Annotated in this window: 14 protein-coding genes; 7 read left to right on the top strand and 7 right to left on the bottom strand. The window is 61.1% G+C overall.

All coding sequences use genetic code 11. From position 1 onward, the window contains the following. Positions 1 to 178: 178 nt before the first annotated feature. The 4 genes from KYT97_RS17935 to KYT97_RS17950 all read left to right on the top strand — a co-directional run bounded on the left by KYT97_RS17935 (position 179) and on the right by KYT97_RS17950 (position 4,684). Positions 179 to 1,186 (top strand): AurF N-oxygenase family protein, encoded by a 1,008-nt coding sequence (locus KYT97_RS17935; RefSeq protein ID WP_033233700.1) that lies wholly within the window; start codon positions 179 to 181, stop codon positions 1,184 to 1,186. A 22-nt stretch (positions 1,187 to 1,208) separates the two neighbouring features. Further along, on the top strand, positions 1,209 to 2,906 hold the full coding sequence (locus KYT97_RS17940) for an FAD-dependent oxidoreductase (RefSeq protein ID WP_219110364.1): 1,698 nt from the start codon (positions 1,209 to 1,211) through the stop codon (positions 2,904 to 2,906). A 114-nt stretch (positions 2,907 to 3,020) separates the two neighbouring features. Beyond that, on the top strand, positions 3,021 to 3,497 hold the full coding sequence (locus KYT97_RS17945) for a Zn-ribbon domain-containing OB-fold protein (protein ID WP_033233702.1): 477 nt from the start codon (positions 3,021 to 3,023) through the stop codon (positions 3,495 to 3,497). Then, complete coding sequence (locus KYT97_RS17950) at positions 3,494 to 4,684, top strand: lipid-transfer protein (protein WP_033233703.1); 1,191 nt, start codon at positions 3,494 to 3,496, stop codon at positions 4,682 to 4,684. The genes KYT97_RS17945 and KYT97_RS17950 overlap by 4 nt, the downstream gene beginning before the upstream one ends. Positions 4,685 to 4,713: 29 nt before the next feature. On the opposite strand, the gene KYT97_RS17955 is transcribed toward KYT97_RS17950, so the two are convergent. Both KYT97_RS17955 and KYT97_RS17960 read right to left on the bottom strand, forming a co-directional pair. After that, positions 4,714 to 5,520, bottom strand: a complete 807-nt coding sequence (locus tag KYT97_RS17955) for an alpha/beta fold hydrolase (RefSeq protein WP_033233704.1) — start codon at positions 5,518 to 5,520, stop codon at positions 4,714 to 4,716. A gap of 111 nt (positions 5,521 to 5,631) precedes the next feature. Beyond that, a complete protein-coding gene (locus KYT97_RS17960; RefSeq protein ID WP_033233705.1) occupies positions 5,632 to 6,282 on the bottom strand; it encodes an ankyrin repeat domain-containing protein in 651 nt (216 codons plus the stop codon). Positions 6,283 to 6,434: 152 nt separating this feature from the next. Here KYT97_RS17960 and KYT97_RS17965 point away from each other — a divergent pair, with 152 nt between their 5' ends. Both KYT97_RS17965 and KYT97_RS17970 read left to right on the top strand, forming a co-directional pair. Beyond that, positions 6,435 to 9,062 carry a winged helix-turn-helix domain-containing protein gene (locus KYT97_RS17965; protein ID WP_219110365.1) on the top strand — a complete coding sequence of 876 codons (2,628 nt, stop codon included), beginning with the start codon at positions 6,435 to 6,437 and terminating at the stop codon, positions 9,060 to 9,062. Then, positions 9,046 to 9,906, top strand: a complete 861-nt coding sequence (locus KYT97_RS17970; protein WP_245005860.1) for a hypothetical protein — start codon at positions 9,046 to 9,048, stop codon at positions 9,904 to 9,906. The genes KYT97_RS17965 and KYT97_RS17970 overlap by 17 nt, the downstream gene beginning before the upstream one ends. Positions 9,907 to 9,917: 11 nt before the next feature. Here the strand turns inward: KYT97_RS17970 and KYT97_RS17975 are convergent, their stop codons facing one another. The 3 genes from KYT97_RS17975 to KYT97_RS17985 are packed head-to-tail and all read right to left on the bottom strand — an operon-like array spanning position 9,918 to position 13,004. Further along, the gene (locus tag KYT97_RS17975; RefSeq protein WP_219110366.1) at positions 9,918 to 11,621 is read right to left on the bottom strand and encodes a SulP family inorganic anion transporter; all 1,704 of its coding nucleotides are present in this window, start codon (positions 11,619 to 11,621) and stop codon (positions 9,918 to 9,920) included. Then, a complete protein-coding gene (locus KYT97_RS17980; protein WP_219110367.1) occupies positions 11,618 to 12,331 on the bottom strand; it encodes a GAP family protein in 714 nt (237 codons plus the stop codon). The genes KYT97_RS17975 and KYT97_RS17980 overlap by 4 nt, the downstream gene beginning before the upstream one ends. Positions 12,332 to 12,347: 16 nt before the next feature. Then, a complete protein-coding gene (locus KYT97_RS17985) occupies positions 12,348 to 13,004 on the bottom strand; it encodes a GAP family protein (protein ID WP_033233708.1) in 657 nt (218 codons plus the stop codon). Positions 13,005 to 13,237: 233 nt separating this feature from the next. Between KYT97_RS17985 and KYT97_RS17990 the strand changes: the two genes are divergently transcribed. Beyond that, positions 13,238 to 13,450, top strand: a complete 213-nt coding sequence (locus KYT97_RS17990) for a hypothetical protein (RefSeq protein ID WP_045065598.1) — start codon at positions 13,238 to 13,240, stop codon at positions 13,448 to 13,450. Between the two features lie 68 nt (positions 13,451 to 13,518). Here KYT97_RS17990 and KYT97_RS17995 read toward each other — a convergent pair whose 3' ends face one another. Both KYT97_RS17995 and KYT97_RS18000 read right to left on the bottom strand, forming a co-directional pair. Beyond that, a complete protein-coding gene (locus tag KYT97_RS17995; RefSeq protein ID WP_033233710.1) occupies positions 13,519 to 13,929 on the bottom strand; it encodes a DUF7144 family membrane protein in 411 nt (136 codons plus the stop codon). Between the two features lie 113 nt (positions 13,930 to 14,042). Then, positions 14,043 to 16,004, bottom strand: coding sequence for an AfsR/SARP family transcriptional regulator (locus KYT97_RS18000; RefSeq protein WP_219110368.1), 1,962 nt, complete (start codon positions 16,002 to 16,004; stop codon positions 14,043 to 14,045). Between the last annotated feature and the right edge of the window lie 11 nt (positions 16,005 to 16,015).

Genomic DNA, 16,015 nt, shown 5'->3' on the forward strand with positions numbered 1-16,015 from the left:
GCTACTGACCAGTAGCTCATGCCGCTTGTCGATCGAGAACTGTCTGGGACTAGCTTTTCCTGATACCTGTGGTTACATTAAAGCCAGACCGAGTGCCTGCGATCACACGAACCGGCCCTCGATACCACCGAAACCGCACGTAAGACCAGCGGTGACCGCGACAAAGAGGGAGACGCACATGACGCTGACAACGCCGTTCGACAAGAACGCGGAAGCATCCGACGACTCGTACAACGAGACACTTCGCCTCCTGTCCGAAGGATCCGTGAACAAGCACTTCGATCCGTATCTCGATATCGACTGGGATGCCCCCGAATTTGCGGTCACGCCCGGCGATACGCGCTGGATCCTCCCGGCTGAGACGGATCCGCTCGGCGCCCACCCGTGGTACCAGGCTCAGCCGATCGACAAACAAATCGAAATCGGGATGTGGCGTCAGGCCAACGTCGCGAAGGTCGGCCTGCAGTTCGAGAACATCCTGATCCGCGGCATGATGCAGTACGTTTTTTCACTTCCCAACCAGTCGGCCGAGGCACGCTACTGCACTCACGAATCCGTCGAAGAGTGCAACCACACCATGATGTTCCAGGAAATGGTGAACCGCATCGGCGCCGACGCTCCGGGCATGAATCGCGTGATGCGCATGCTGGCGCCGTTCATCCCACTTGCTGCCGGCCCCTTCCCGGAACTCTTCTTCGTGGGTGTCCTCGCAGGCGAAGAACCTATCGACCACATCCAGAAGAGCATCCTGCGCTCCGGGGGCGATATCCACCCGATCATGGCGTCCGTCATGGCAATTCACGTTGCCGAAGAAGCGCGTCATATCTCGTTTGCGCACAAACTTCTGAGCCGACGCATCCCGCTGATGTCGCGGCCGAGCCGCTTTGTCCTGTCGCTCCTCTTCCCGATCACCATGCGAATCCTGTGCGATGCCATCGTGATTCCGCCCAACACATTCTGGAAGCAGTTCGACATCCCGAAGTCCGTCAAGAAGGACTTGTTCTGGGAGCTACCGGAATCGCGTCAGACGCTGCGCAACTACTTCGGCGACGTCCGCATGCTCGCAACAGAGACGGGTTTGATGAACCGCGCGTCGCGATTGGTGTGGAAGGCCTGCAAGATGGACGGCCGCGCATCACGTTTCCGCAGCGAACCCCACCGCAGCGCACACAACGCTGCCGCCTAATCCGAGATCGGACCCAACCGCCATGCCACACGTAGTCACGCAGTCCTGCTGCAGCGACGCCTCGTGCGTCTACGCCTGCCCGGTCAATTGCATTCATCCGACGCCGGACGAACCGGATTTCCTCACCGCCGAGATGTTGCACATCGATCCACAGGCCTGCGTCGACTGCGGCGCATGCGTCTCGGCCTGCCCGGTCGACGCCATCGTTCCCGAGTCGAAACTGGCTGAACCGCAGCGGGTTTTCCTCTCGATCAACGCAGATTTCTACAAGGAGCAGCGGCCCCGCCCGTTACTTGCCAAGGTGATCCCAGCCGCGACTATCGACCAGGGGCGTCCACCGCTGCGAGTTGCGATCGTCGGCTCCGGTCCGTCCGCGATGTACGCGGCAGACGAGTTGCTCACGCAACCCGGTGTGCAGGTCAACGTCTTCGATCGGCTACCCGTTCCCTACGGCTTGGTTCGCGCCGGCGTGGCACCTGATCATCAGAAGACCAAGCAGGTCACGCGACTGTTCGACAAGATCGCCGCGCAGCGGGGTTTCGAGTTCTACCTCAACGTGGAGATCGGTAAACACCTCACTCACGACGAACTTCTCGAGAACCACCATGCCGTTCTCTACGCAGTCGGCGCTTCATCCGATCGCGGCCTTGGCATCCCGGGCGCAGACCTCCCCGGAACTGCGTCGGCCACCGATTTCGTGGCCTGGTACAACGGTCATCCCGATCATGTCGACGATGTCTTCGACCTTTCACATCGGCGGGCCGTCATCATCGGAAACGGCAACGTCGCACTTGACGTTGCCCGCATTCTGACGGCAGATCCCGAAAAGCTGGCCGGCACCGACATCTCTGCTCACGCGCTCGCAGCGTTACGGAAGAGTCGGATCGAAGAAGTAGTGATCGTCGGCCGACGCGGAATTGCGCAGTCTGCCTTCACCGTTCCCGAGTTCACCGGCCTGTTGGCGCTACCGGATATCGAACTGTCCGTCGGCCCGGACGACATGGTTCTCGACCCGATCACCGAGAAAGCCGACTCACTGCCGCACGCTGTCGAGCAGAAACTCCGACTCCTCGAAGCGCTGAAGAATCGCGATCATGTCGAAGTCGGAAGCAAACGCATCACTTTGCGCTACCTACTGACGCCAACCGAGATTTCCGGTGAGGACCGCGTCAGCGGGATCGAATTCGAGCGCAACACGCTTGTCGACGCCGACGGGACTGTCCGCATCGAACCCACCGGACATACGGAAACCATCGATGCCGGCCTGGTACTCACGTCCATCGGATACCGCGGTGTACCCATCGCGGGTGTTCCATTCGACGAGCGCGCCTCGGTTATCCCGAACGAGGGAGGCCGCGTCAGCGACGCACCCGGCGTGTACGCGACGGGCTGGATCAAGCGCGGACCAAGCGGCTTCATCGGCACCAACAAATCCTGCGCACAGGAAACCGTCCGGATGCTCGTCGACGACTTCAACCACGGACGTCTGCGTACCCCGGCGCCCGACACTGCTGCCCTCGATCGGCTGGTCCGGGCGCGACAGAATGGCGTCGTCGATCGAGCCGGTTGGCATGCCATCGACAAAGCCGAAGTCGATCGCGGCGTCGCGCACGGACGCGTTCGGGAGAAGATCCTCGACCAGGGTGAAGTGTCGTCCATTGTCGGAGCTGCAGGCCAGGTGAAACCACCACGTCGAAAGCTCTGGAAAGCGTCCCACTGACCGAAAATTTCGCCCCATCTGCGCTGCTTATCGTGTAATACTGCAACCTGTTCCAGTAAGCGGCACAGCGAGCCACGATCCTCGGATCCGGCACGCCCACCAGATGAGGTTTGCATGAGCGAGACTGCAACGTCGGCACCGAGCGGCAGCGTGACACCTGCGGTGGAGGGTTGGTTCACTACCGGCCCCGAACCTGCTCTGATCGGCACGAAGTGCCAATCCTGCGGCACCATTTCCTTCCCGCGCGAGACCACGTTCTGCAAGAACCCGAGCTGCTCGGGTGAAGAGTTCGGCGACGTCGAACTTTCCCGCCGGGGCACGGTCTGGTCGTACACCGACGCGCAGTACCAGCCGCCGCCGCCGTACATCCCCAGCTCCGACCCTTACGTGCCTTTTGCACTGGCCGCCGTCGAATTGCCCGAGGGCATCGTCATCCTCGGCCAGGTAGCCGACGGATTCGGCGTCGACGATCTCAAGGTGGGTAATACCGTCGAATTGGTTGTCGAGCCGCTGTACACCGACGAAACCGGAGTTCGTACGACGTGGCGCTGGAAGCCTGTCGCCGCAGCTGATCAGGAGTCGCAGTCATGAGCAAGGACGTCGCAGTACTCGGTGTAGGTATGCACCCCTGGGGCAAGTGGGGCCAGTCGTTCGTGAAGTACGGCGTTGCTGCCGCACGCGCCGCCCTCGCTGATTCCGGCGTGGACTGGAAGGATGTCGACTTCATCGTCGGCGGCGAAACCGTCCGCAACGGATACGGCGGATACGTCGCCGGAGCCACGTTCGCTCAGGCCCTCGGCTGGAACGGCGCTCGCGTCGCCACGTCGTACGCAGCGTGCGCGACGGGTGCGCAGGCACTCGACACAGCTCGCGCCCGAATCCTGGCCGGCCTCAGCGAAGTTGCCTTGGTCGTCGGCGCAGACACCACGCCGAAGGGCTTCCTCGCTCCCGTCGCCGGTGAGCGTTGGGACGACCCGGACTGGCTGCGCTTCCGCCTCATGGGCATGACCAACCCGGCGTACTTCGCACTCAATGCGCGTCGACGCATCGATCTGTACGGCGCCACCGCCGAGGACTTCGCAAACGTGAAGGTGAAGAACGCGAAGCACGGTCTGAGCAACCCCAACGCGCGTTACCGCAAGGAAGTCACCGTCGAGAACGTGCTGGCATCCCCCGTGGTGTCCAACCCGCTACACCTCCTCGACATCTGCGCCACTTCGGACGGCGGCGCAGCCATCCTGCTGACGTCCATGGAATACGCCCGCAAGATGGGCATCGCCGAACCTGTTCGTATCAAGGCAATTTCGACGGTCACTCCGACGTTCCCGCAGACGATCATGGACATGCCGAACTTCTCGACCGACTCCAGCTCCGCGGTCTCGGCTCCGGAGCGCACGTTCAAGGAATCCATCGGCTACGCGGCGTACGAAGAAGCCGGCATCTCCCCGGAGGACGTCGACGTCGCCGAGGTCTACGACCTCGCCACGTCCGTCGAACTCGACTGGATCGAAGACCTTGCACTCTGCAAGCGCGGCGAAGCCGAACACCTCCTGCGCGCAGGCGACACCACCATCGGTGGCCGCATCCCGGTCAATCCGTCCGGTGGCCTCGCCTGCTTCGGTGAAGCTGTTCCCGCCCAGGCACTTGCGCAGGTGTGCGAGCTCACCTGGCAGCTGCGCGGACAAGCCGAAGGCCGTCAGGTCGAAGGCGCCCGCATCGGCATCACCGCCAACCAGGGCCTCTTCGGCCATGGCTCCTCGGTGATCGTTTCCGCTTAACCTGTCTTACCCTCGTGGCGGTCGCACACTTAACTGTGAGCGGCCGCCACGATCACGTCTGCGACCGCACCCGGCTGCGAGACCAGCGAAGCGTGAGACGTCGGGAGTTCGCTGGTGGTCGCGCCCATCCGGTTTGCCATGAACCGTTGTGCGGTAGCCGGAATCACCCGATCGTTACCAGCCACGAGGTACCACGTCGGTGTGTTCGCCCAGGACGGCGGACCGCCGAGTTCAAGGTTCGCCCAGAGCGCCGCAGACTTTTGATGCGTCAACATCGTTGCCGCCGTCTCGTCCGAGACATCTTGCGCAAAAACCGAATGGAAGTACTCGTCGGTCACATATCCGTCGACGTTCTTACCGCCAATCGCGTGAGCGTCGTCGACGATCTTCAACCCCAGTGCGGGAGGTAGCAATTGGCTGCCCGGGAACCGAATGGGATCGATCGTGATCTGGACCGGCTCACCCTCCACCGGAGCAAAAGCCGCGATGTACACCATCGACTGCACCTTGGGATCGTGCACATTGGTGATCACGGCGCCCCCGTACGAATGTCCGACCAAAACTACCGGACCGTCGATATCCGCGACGGTCTTCTCGATCACTGCCGAGTCGTACGACGGCCCCCGCAGCGGATTATCCGGAGTCACAACCTCATAGCCGCGCGAACGCAAATCGGCGGCCACACCATCCCAGCTTGTTGCGTCGGCAAAAGCCCCGTGGACCAGGACCACAGTTGGCTGGGGCGCGGCACTCGCGCCGCCGGAACCGAGGATGATTCCAGCAGTCGACACCACCACTACCGACAGAATTGCGGTGAATACACGGGAAATCTTCATGTGTTTCCTTCGAGTCGGATGGGCGATCAGCTCGGGCGAGACATCACGCCCAGCGGAATACCCCCATCCCACCGATGAAAACCGACGGGTCAGAACTCCGTATTAATTCCGTCAGCGCCGAGAAGTCAGCAGCGCAGCAACATCGGCCTGTCCCAGATTCTGCGCGTTCTCCAACGCTGTCCGTCCGCGTGCGTCCCTGATCTCCTGATCCGCCCCGGCGTCGAGCAGCTGTGTGATCACGTCGAGGTAGCGCGGCGAACCGTCACCGTAGACAACAGCCTCGAGCAAAGCCGTCCACCCCGGGTCGTTGATGTGATTGACAGGCACTCCGGCCGCGATCAGCATCCGAACCGTGTCGACGTGCGCGTGCTCGCTGGCGGGAATCAAAGCGGTGCCACCGAATCGGTTGACACTGCGGACATCCGCTCCGTGACTGAGCGTCAACGCGAGAATCTGGTTCAAACCTTCCGCTCCGGCGTACAGGAAGGCCGAATCCTGAATGGAATCCTTGGCGTTCACGTCGGCACCGGCCAGGATCAGGGCGGTTGCCGCCTCCACGTCGTTGGCTTTGGTGGCCGCGATCAACGCCCGCTCGGATTCAGGAGTCGACCGAGCCGGGGCAACCGATGGCTCTGATGACGTGGATGCTTCGGCAGAAGCGACGGGCGCCGAAGGCGAAGTTGCAGGTGACGCCGCCGAACCACAACCAGCCACGGCAAGAACAACGCCTGCGGCAAGAACGATTCCCGACTTCCGATTCACCGTTCACAGTGTTCCACAATCGGAAATGGCCGATACACCTCGCACCGGGACCTTGGTCACCATCTTCTTGCCCGCTGATTAGCAAACGTCCGGTTTGGGTAATTGCCGTAACGGGACTACACCGCGTCGCACTCACCAACTTCAGGAGTTTGATGAGCAGCTCGGTTCGTGCATCCGTTTCGACGGCTAGATTGTCGGGTCCAGGTATAGCCGCGCGCGAAAACGAGAACCGCTTCCGTCCTCCGTCGGCGATCTCCAATGTCATCTCGCGCCCCCGTCTGCAACGCAAGCTCTCAGCCGCACATCACGCTCGCGCGGTGAACTTACTGTGCGCCCCTGCTGGGGCAGGCAAGACACTGCTGCTGGCCGACTGGGCCCGTAAACAGGCTCCCGCAGCGGTTTCCTGGCTGACGTTGGCGGAGCGTGAGAACAACGCGCAAGTGTTGTGCACCTCCCTCGCCGAAGCACTGGCCACGCATGTCGAACCCGTCGCGTGCGGTGCACCGACGGAGTTCTGGCACTCCCGCTTCATGAAGGCGATCGAGGCCAGCGGAAAACCGATCACGCTGATTCTCGATGACGTTCATGCCCTTCACGATCCGATGTCGATCAGCACCCTCGACCAGGTTCTCGCGGACGCACCGCCGAACCTCACGATCGTTCTCGCAGCCAGGTACGAGCCTCCTTTGACCTGGCATCGCCTAGCCCTCGACGGTCGTCTGACTCGATTCGAAGCACATGATCTTGCATTCGACAGCGACGAAATCAGCGTGCTGTTAGGCGAATACGACATCGAACTGGACCAACGACAGCTTGCGCTCATCGAATCGTTCACCAAGGGATGGGGCGCCGTGGTTCGGTTGGCTGCTACCTATCTCGCAGGACGAGGTGACACCGCGGATGCCGTCGACGAATTCACACACACCCCCAGGCCTGTTGCCGATTTCCTGGTAGACGAGGTATTGGCCGCACTCCCCACCCATCTCACGAGCTTCATGCTCAAGACCTCTGTGGCCGAAGCATTTTCCGTCGACTTGGCAGAGGCGATCACCGACGAAGACGCAGTGACGGAAATCGACACACTGATTCAGTTCAATTTGCCACTCACACGCACCGATTCAACCGATCACACAACTTGGTTCAGTTACCATCCACTGCTGCGCGAACACCTTCGCGCAGAGTTTCGCCGGGTCGATCAGAACGAACGCATCCGAGCGCACCATGAGGCCGCAACGTGGTTCGAGGCGCATCAACACGAACTCGAAGCACTCGAACTCGAAGCCTCCATCGGTGATCCGAAACGTATTATCGCCTTCCTCGATCGCTGCGGTCTCGGGCTCGTTCTGGACGGATACGGCAGCGATCTGACCCGAATACTCGAGTCGGTACCTACTCTCGTATCCGAGTCACCGCGCACTCGAATGCTCCTCGCCGCCTCAGCCCTCCACAGCGGTGACGTGACTACTGCCAGGACGTACCTGAATTTCCTCGAAACTGCGTCATCCGGGCTGGATCGCGACCCGCTGTTCTGCGCGTTGAAGCTGCAGGCTCTGTACGCCGGCGCGGGATTCGACACCGCAGTCGCCGGGCACGCCGAACGGCAACGCAGCACTCACTCCGACATCGAAGCGTTTGCACACCTGCAAACTGCGACCGGATACTTCCTCGACCGCGACTTCGAGCGCGCAAGCACCGAATACACCGAGGCCGCCGCACTCGGAGTACTTCGTGGCCGAAGCAGTTTAGTGTTGAGAGCCCTCACCGGTATCGGATTCTCGGCCGCCATGAACGGCGACATCGAGGCGATGATCGCCCACATCACGCACGCGCTGACCTACGCTGGCGAGCACAATCTCATGGGCACCGCGGAGTATGAGTTGGCAACATCGGTAGCAGCCCTTGGCACATATCTCTGCAGTTCACCGGATCTCCCGTATCGGATCCCCACCATCGAAAACTGCCGCCAGGCAGATGTTCTCGGCGTCAGCATGCCCGCATTCGGCTGGCACAGTGTCATCACTTTCGGATTGTGTCGACTCGACACCTCTGACGATCGACGCTCGACTGCCGCGGACATCCGTGACGCCATGATCAAAGCCATCGAACTGGGGACCTTCCCGATCGCGACATCCGCTCTGCTTCCGACCGTGGTCAGTGTCTGCCTCTCGGTGGGCGAATTGGACTGGGCGAGCCGGCTGATACACGACGCGACACAGCAATTCGGCGCTACCACCGAGGCACACTTGGCGTTGTCGTCTCTGCGACTGGCCGGCGGCAAGCTCACCGAGGCACAGGCCGAGTTGACCGCCGCTGTGGAATCACCCGAACACCCACTACTCGCTCACGGCATCTACACATCGGTGTTGCAATCCGTCATTCATTCCGCCAATCACCAACCACGCAAGGCATTTCGATCACTGCACGACGCATTACGCGCCGCCGAGCACGGAAACCTTCTGCGCCCCTTCCTCGATTACGGTCGCGCCCTGCGAGGAATCCTTGATGATTTCACCGGACATTTCGGAGACCAAGAACTGTTTGCCGAACGCGTACGGTCACACCTGCAACCACATGAACTTGCCATCGCTCCGATTCTGACTCCGGGCGAGTACACGGTACTGCGCGAACTCGCTTCGGGCGACACCACGGAATCGATCGCGGAAACCCTGTTCCTCTCGGTCAACACCATCAAGACCCACCTGCGCGGGATCTACCGCAAACTCGACGTCAGTAATCGTCGCGACGCTCTGAAAGCCGCGCGGCGTGGCGGACTCATCTGAGCAGACGCGCCGCCCGAAGCGCATACAGTTGCCCCCTCAGATCTACAACGACACCCGCGACCGCATGAAGGCGTGGGTGACCGTCACACCACGTCGACGGCTCGCATCGCGCGTTACGTTCGACATCGTCGAAGTCGGGTTGGTGGACAGCGCGATGACCCTTGCGGCGCAGGCATTCACGTCCCTGCTGCCGGTGATGATCGCCGCATCAACCCTTCAACGTCTGCAACCACTCTCGGACGCAGCGCGCGACAATCTCGGCGCCGAATTCCCACCGAGCGATGTCACCACCGGATCAGCGACAGCTTTCGGCATCGTGGGTCTGCTGATGCTGCTGATCAGTTCGACGTCGTATGCCCGAGCACTGGGTCGGATGTACGGGCGGATCTGGCATGTACCGATTGCCACGCTCCGACAAGCCTGGCGGTGGCTCGCCGTAGTTTTTGTCATCGCAGGTTCGGTTGCCATCGCCGCGGTGTGTCACAAGTTGGATTCGATTCCCGCAGTAGGGCAATTGCTCGGATTCACGGCCGTCTACGGCGTATGGGCACTGGTCTGGACATTGGTTCCGATGCTGCTGACAGCCAACCGGATGACCACCCGGATGTGCATCGGCTCCGGACTGTTGACGGCCACCGGCCTGAGTGCCCTTCACGTTGCCAGCACCCTCTTCCTTCCGCGGATCACGCGCACATCGCAAGACCAATTCGGTCTTCTCGGAGTGATGTTCACGCTCATCAGTTGGTTGTTCGTCTTCTCCGCGATTGTTGTCGTCGCCGGAACGATCGTGGGATCAGTTGCCAAAGACGACGGGCCGTTGGGGCGTTGGCTGCGAGGATCGTGAGCTCGGGTCGATCATGAACTCCGGCGATCATTGGGATCAGCCATGGCTTCCGCGACGCTCGGGTAGACATCGAGTTTCACACCACCACCAGGCGTACCGGCAAGAACGTCCCTGAACTGCCCAACGTCGCGGGCCACCCGGAACACGATGTTCTTCCGTGCCAGCGAATCCCGCAACTGTTCGAGCATTTGCGCACCGCTCACATCGATGAACGGCGATGTCTCGGCGTCGAGGATGATCATGGACGTACCGTCGGTGACAAGATCGTCGATCCGGTCTCGAACATGATCGGCGTTGGCAAAGAACAGGCCGGCTTCCACTCGCACGACGATCACGCCGTCGGAAGGCTGCAATTCCGGGTGAGACGCAATGTCCACCCATCGCGAGCCGCTCTTGGCCAGTTCCGCCACATGCGGTTTGGAGACACGGTACAGAAGCAGCAGCATCGACACGGCGATTCCGATGATCAAACCCGGCAATGTGTCGAAGATCAGCACACCGAACATAGCCGCTACGGCTGCCGCGAAATCGGCACGAGCCGCCACGCCGTAGATGCTGCCCAACCGCTTGGTCCACACCCGGTACAGCGCTGCGAGAGAGGAGAAGTCGACCAACTCGACCACGGCAGCGATCACCACGGCAGCGAGTGTCGCCTCGGGCAGTTTCTCGAACAACCCGGTGAGAAAGAGAAGTGTCAGCACCGTGAGCACTGCAACCGTGAGCCCACTGACCTGCGACTTGGCTCCGGCCCCACCATTGACTGCCGTCTTGGAGAGACTGCCGTTGACCACCATGCCCGAGCACAGGCCGGCTCCCAAGTTTGCGGCACCGAGTCCAGTCAGTTCCCGGTTCGCGTCGACGGTGTAACCGGCCTTGGCCGCGTATGTCTTTGCTGCGCCAAGACCTTCGGCAAAACCGATGAGCAGCACGCCGATGGCCGGTCCGATCAAGTCCAGGTAATCCTCGGCTCGCACTCCCTCCGGTAGCCCGACGCTCGGCAGCCCCGCGTCGATGTGGCCGACGATGTCGATGCCCCGATCGTCGAGGCCGAACAGTGCAACCGCCGTGATACCCAGCAGAACGACCAGGAGCGACCCTGGAACCAGCGGCAACCACCGCTTGACCGCCAACACCAAAGCCAGGCTGAGTAATCCGACAAAAACCGTGAGTCCGTCGACGCTCCCCAACTCACGCACAACCGTTGCGGCTTGTACGAAGAAATTACCTTCGCCCTTCTCGACGCCCAGTAGCTTCGGAACCTGCCCGATGATGATGGTCAGCGCCAATCCGACGATGAACCCCTTGAGCACCGGTTCGGAGATGAACGAGGCGATGAATCCCAGTCGCACAAATCCGGCGAGCAACCCGACCAGACCGGTGACGACGGCAAGTCCGACCGACAGGGCGACAAAACGTGAGTCGTCGCCACCGGCAAATGGAGCGATCAATGCCGCAGACAATGCCGCGGTTGCCGACATCGGACCGACAACAAGGTGGCGTGAACTACCAGCAGCCGCATAGAGAACCAGCGCGGGCACTGCTGCGTAAAGCCCCACAACGGGTGGGACGCCGGCAATGGTGGCGTATGCCAGGGCTTCCGGCACCAGCACCGCCCAGACCGTGAGCCCGGCGATGATGTCGGGCCGCAGCCACGCACGTTGATAGCCGGCCAGCGAACCGAAGACAAGCGGGGTGTGCGTGTGTCGAGTGCTCATAGTCCTTGGATCCCTTTGCTTATCTGCATTGCCGAGATCAAGATCAGCAGTCCGACGTTCAGCAGATGGGTATTGGTGGCGATCCACGTCCGAATACGCTGCAACGGCTCTGTTGCCTTCTCCTTTTTGATCAGGAGCAGCGCGACCGGAACTGCGACCGAACTAGCCGATACCAGCGCGAACACAACAGCGGATGCCCACTCCGCGGACGGTGCTGCGCTGCTCAATCGAAAATTCATGGCCGCTGCTATGGCACAGGACATGTCGATGGGATTGAGGACGAAGAGAGCAAAGCCGAGAACACCGGAGCGCCCCGGTGAGAAGTGTTCCACCGATTGCAGCATCTTCGGCAACTGAGGGGCCGCCGCGGCAATGTCACCCGGTCCGGTTGCCGCCGCCATTGCCTGCATCCGCCGATGACTACGGGTGTACACGAACCAGGCCCCGCCCAGAAGTACCGTTCCGAGGATCAAGTGCAGGATAGGTACCCACAGCGGCGGGTGTGTCCGCTGATGAACTTCCAGCGCTGTCAAAATTGCAAACGAGACGGCCAGCGACACAATGATTCCGAGGAACCATCCGACGAGATACGCGATGCTGTTGATCCGCGCCCGCTCGGAGAACAACACTGCGACTACAGCCACTATCGCAAGTGGGCTCATGATGATGCCGAGCGCCAGCGGAATCTGCTGCAACAACAACGACCCCATGACTACCTCCGCTCGGTTAGAATCCGCCGATTCCCTTGCCGATCAGCACAACTCCGATGACCAGGATCAGCACGCTCATCACTGTCGCGTTGTTCGCCTGCAGCCAGACCTTCAACTCTGCCAACGGGGTGCGCAAACGATCCGCCGCGATCAGATACCCGATCACGGGTAGACAGACAGTCGATGCCGCGATGACGGTGAAAACCGCGACGGCGATGACTACCTGCCCGGTCGGCAACGATGCAGCACCGATCGAGACACCTGCGGCGATACACATCATCAGATTTTTGGGGTTGACGGCGGCCAGTGCGAATCCGAGGCCGAATCCCTTGGCTGCCGTCATGTCGTCAATGGCCTGCATCCATTTGGGAGTCTCATGTTCACCGCCGCGTCCACGCCACTGCTTTGCGCCGAACGCAAGCAGGAGAACACCCAAGGCGATCTTGATCCACGAAACACCAGCCGAAGAATCGGAGGATTTCTCCAATTGATTCGACAGGAGAACGAATATTACTGTTGCAACGACGATTCCGAGTAACCAACCCAAGGCAAAACCGATGCTGGTACTTCCTGCTCGCTTGGACAGGAGCATCAGGATGGCCGCGATGATCGGAATCGGCGAGATTGCCACTCCCAACGCGAGTGGCAACAGATCTCCGATGACAGAACCCATTTCGGCCTCTTCTCTCTCCCGCTAGAGACTAGGGAAAACAGTCGGATTCGACCTCACACAAAAAGGATGAACACCAGCGAGAACCCTGGAAGAGGATGCTGTCCCGATGAGACGTCGTGGCCGCATGTCCGGCATTCACCCGAAGGGGATGACGTATTCACCGCGCGGCAACGTAAAAATAAATGGGTACAGACTAAATCGATGCGCAACACGTGTGATGGGAGAGAGAAACGATGACTGCTCCCACTCGCTACCAATTTCTCATCGACGGCGAAGTGTCGGATCGCGTGAAGGCTGCGTTCCCCGAATTGAGTGTGGCACCAACCGCCGGTGGCTACACCAGCCTGTACGGTCCCGTTGCCGATCACAGCGCCATGCGGAGCATCATGGCACGGCTCGATTCGCTGGGACTGACCGTCGCCGAATTACGCAGACTCCCAGACTGATCGACATTCACATGACTGTGGCCCCGACTGGGGGAATCAGCCGGGGCCACAGTTTCTGACGCGATGATCTACGCGGTATCCCACGTTGCGACTGCCCAAATGACCACGATGTCAAGCGCAATCACCAGGATCGACCACATCGGGTAGTACGGGAGCCACAAGAAGTTCGCGATGATGGAGAGTGACGCAATCACGATTGCCGACGCTCTTGCCCACACCGCACCCGTGAAGAGGCCAAGGGAGACCACAATTCCGATGATGCCCAGAACTATGTGGATCCAACCCCACGTCGAGATATCGAACTTGTAGGTGTAGTTGATTCCGACGACAAACAGATTGTTGTCGGCGACAGCAGCGATCCCCTGCAGCAGGGCAACGATGCCGGCTGTCAGCAGCAGAATCGCCGCCGCGAACGTCGTACCGACCGCGAACCCCTGCTTGACAGGGTGTTCGGCGGGTTCTCGTGGTGGAGCAGTCATCAGCGTTCCTTTCGACGAGAAAGCACTTCCCTCTCTAAGTCTCGAGTACCCATTTAGGGAAGACATCACCCATCGCGGATGAATCCCGTCTGCGGCGATCACCGACCGGGACCTCAGGTGTGCTCGTTAAGCCCCGCAAGATGGTCCGAGACCCGGCCGACAGTGAGCATTCCACTGCCCGCACCGGCAATTTCGTCTTCAGCAGACATAAGAGCAGCCCGCGCTCGTTCCATGACCTGACGGTCACCGACCGCGACGGAAGCTGCTGCGATAAGGCACCACAGCGCTTCGGAAAGTAGGTCGTTCGGCGGGTTGGGCAACGCGCGCACCGCTTCTGCGGCCTCGTTCACTTTCCCCTGCGCGAGAAGCAGATGTGGCCGAGCCCAGGGCTCGTACTGGCCCCAGTTCGTATCGGCGTCGAAGGCCGCCGGCACGCCGTGCCAGACTCGGAGTGCGAGAATTGCCAGCGGGAGAATTCCGTCCTCGAGGCCGGGCATGCCGGAACCGGGAAGACAGACCGCCGCGGCTTCGTACAGCTCCTCGCAGTGCGACACGTCCGCGCCTGTGGCGGCAATTCGCATCGCGCGGAACCAGGTGGTGAATACCGCTGCCAACGGACGCTCGTGACGTCCGGCCAATCGATCCACTGCGTCGGCATGTTGTTCGGCGGCATCGAATTGCCCGAGTGCGCCGAGAGCTTGCATCCGCACCAGATGCCCGAGAATTTCGAAGGTGGCCAGATCGTGCCGAGCGGAGAGCGTTATCAGTTCACCCCCGATGGCGTCGCGCTCTGGAGCCAGACCAGTTCGCCAGAAACTCTGTATGAACAACCCGTTGAGTGTGAAGGCAAGAAGTCCGGGGTCGTCGAGGGAGCGGGCGATCTGAACGGCAGCGCGGGCAGGTTCGAGTCCGGGGTCGCCGGCAAGTCCGCGTGATTCGAGTGCGATTGTCGCCAAGAGTCTTGCCCGAGCGAGGTCGTTCCCGTCAGGAAGTCGATCGATGGTGCGCTGAGCGGCCTCGACAATCTGAGCAGCCTGCCCCGGATCGTCGGATCGCGTCCAGATGGCAGGCACGTCGTAATTACCGATAATCCGTGCGGTGAGTTCGACGTCGTCCAATTGTTCAGCGGCACTGATGATTGCCAGTCGCTGGTTTCGAGCAGTCTCCAGTCCGCTTCCGCCCGCAACTGCCAAACTTCGGAGCAGGCCGACGGTTGACTCCAATCTCGATTTCGATCCTGCCGCTACGGTCCGGTCGTACGCTGCCGAAACCTGAGTGAAGATCTGTTCTGCCGCTACAGGATCCAGGTGGTTTTCGCGGCGGAGAATGTCGGACTCGAGGTCGGTCAGTCGTGGCCCGGGGTCGATGCCCAACTCTTCGGCGAGTAGCTCGCGTGCGCGACGTAGGACTGCCAGAGCATCGCCTTGACGGTTGGACCGGTACAGCGCGAGAGCGAGTAGTCGCCAACCGTCCTCGCGCCAAGGGTGTTCCGTGACGTGGGCGTCCAGATCGGGAATCGCTTCGGCAGTTCGCCCGAGATCGAGTTGCGCGGATGCGAACCGTTCGACGGCTGTCAGATGCAGTTCCTCCAAGCGGGATCGCTCCGATCGAGCCCAGGGCTCTTCGGTGTAGTCCGCATATGCCGGCCCTCGCCACAACTCGAGGGCGGTTCGGAGTAGTTCGAGTGATTGCGGTGGTGTGGACTCAGCGGCTTCACGCACCAGGCTCTCGAATTTCCAGGCATCGACCACTTCGGGTGCGGCCTGAATGGCATAGCCGCGCCCTTCCGTCACAATAACTTTCGGCTTCGTTCGAGGCGGACGACCGGGTTCGAGCGCACGTCGCAGCGCCGAGACGAACGTACGTAGTGCGCTGGTCGCTCCGGCCGGAGGATCGACCCAGAGGTCGTCGACAATCACGTCCACCGGAACTACACGGCCGCGGGCAACGATCAGGCGAGCGAGGACAGCTCGGTGTCGTGGACCCTTCAGATCGATCAGGTCTCCCGAGTTATTCCATGCAACCACCGGACCCAGCACTCCGAAAACCGGGCTTCCAACTGTGTGGTCTCGCATGTCCCCACGCT

The sequence above is a fragment of the Rhodococcus globerulus genome (assembly GCF_019334125.1).
GTDB lineage: Bacteria > Actinomycetota > Actinomycetes > Mycobacteriales > Mycobacteriaceae > Rhodococcus_F > Rhodococcus_F globerula.

What these genes read in the sequence shown, in the direction of transcription:
- KYT97_RS17935 (WP_033233700.1), top strand. Translation starts at nt 179, where the DNA reads ATGACGCTGACAACGCCGTTCGACAAGAACGCGGAAGCATCCGACGAC.
- KYT97_RS17940 (WP_219110364.1), top strand. Translation starts at nt 1,209, where the DNA reads ATGCCACACGTAGTCACGCAGTCCTGCTGCAGCGACGCCTCGTGCGTC.
- KYT97_RS17945 (WP_033233702.1), top strand. Translation starts at nt 3,021, where the DNA reads ATGAGCGAGACTGCAACGTCGGCACCGAGCGGCAGCGTGACACCTGCG.
- KYT97_RS17950 (WP_033233703.1), top strand. Translation starts at nt 3,494, where the DNA reads ATGAGCAAGGACGTCGCAGTACTCGGTGTAGGTATGCACCCCTGGGGC.
- KYT97_RS17955 (WP_033233704.1), bottom strand. Translation starts at nt 5,520, where the DNA reads ATGAAGATTTCCCGTGTATTCACCGCAATTCTGTCGGTAGTGGTGGTG.
- KYT97_RS17965 (WP_219110365.1), top strand. Translation starts at nt 6,435, where the DNA reads ATGAGCAGCTCGGTTCGTGCATCCGTTTCGACGGCTAGATTGTCGGGT.
- KYT97_RS17975 (WP_219110366.1), bottom strand. Translation starts at nt 11,621, where the DNA reads ATGAGCACTCGACACACGCACACCCCGCTTGTCTTCGGTTCGCTGGCC.
- KYT97_RS17980 (WP_219110367.1), bottom strand. Translation starts at nt 12,331, where the DNA reads ATGGGGTCGTTGTTGTTGCAGCAGATTCCGCTGGCGCTCGGCATCATC.
- KYT97_RS17985 (WP_033233708.1), bottom strand. Translation starts at nt 13,004, where the DNA reads ATGGGTTCTGTCATCGGAGATCTGTTGCCACTCGCGTTGGGAGTGGCA.
- KYT97_RS17990 (WP_045065598.1), top strand. Translation starts at nt 13,238, where the DNA reads ATGACTGCTCCCACTCGCTACCAATTTCTCATCGACGGCGAAGTGTCG.
- KYT97_RS17995 (WP_033233710.1), bottom strand. Translation starts at nt 13,929, where the DNA reads ATGACTGCTCCACCACGAGAACCCGCCGAACACCCTGTCAAGCAGGGG.
- KYT97_RS18000 (WP_219110368.1), bottom strand. Translation starts at nt 16,004, where the DNA reads ATGCGAGACCACACAGTTGGAAGCCCGGTTTTCGGAGTGCTGGGTCCG.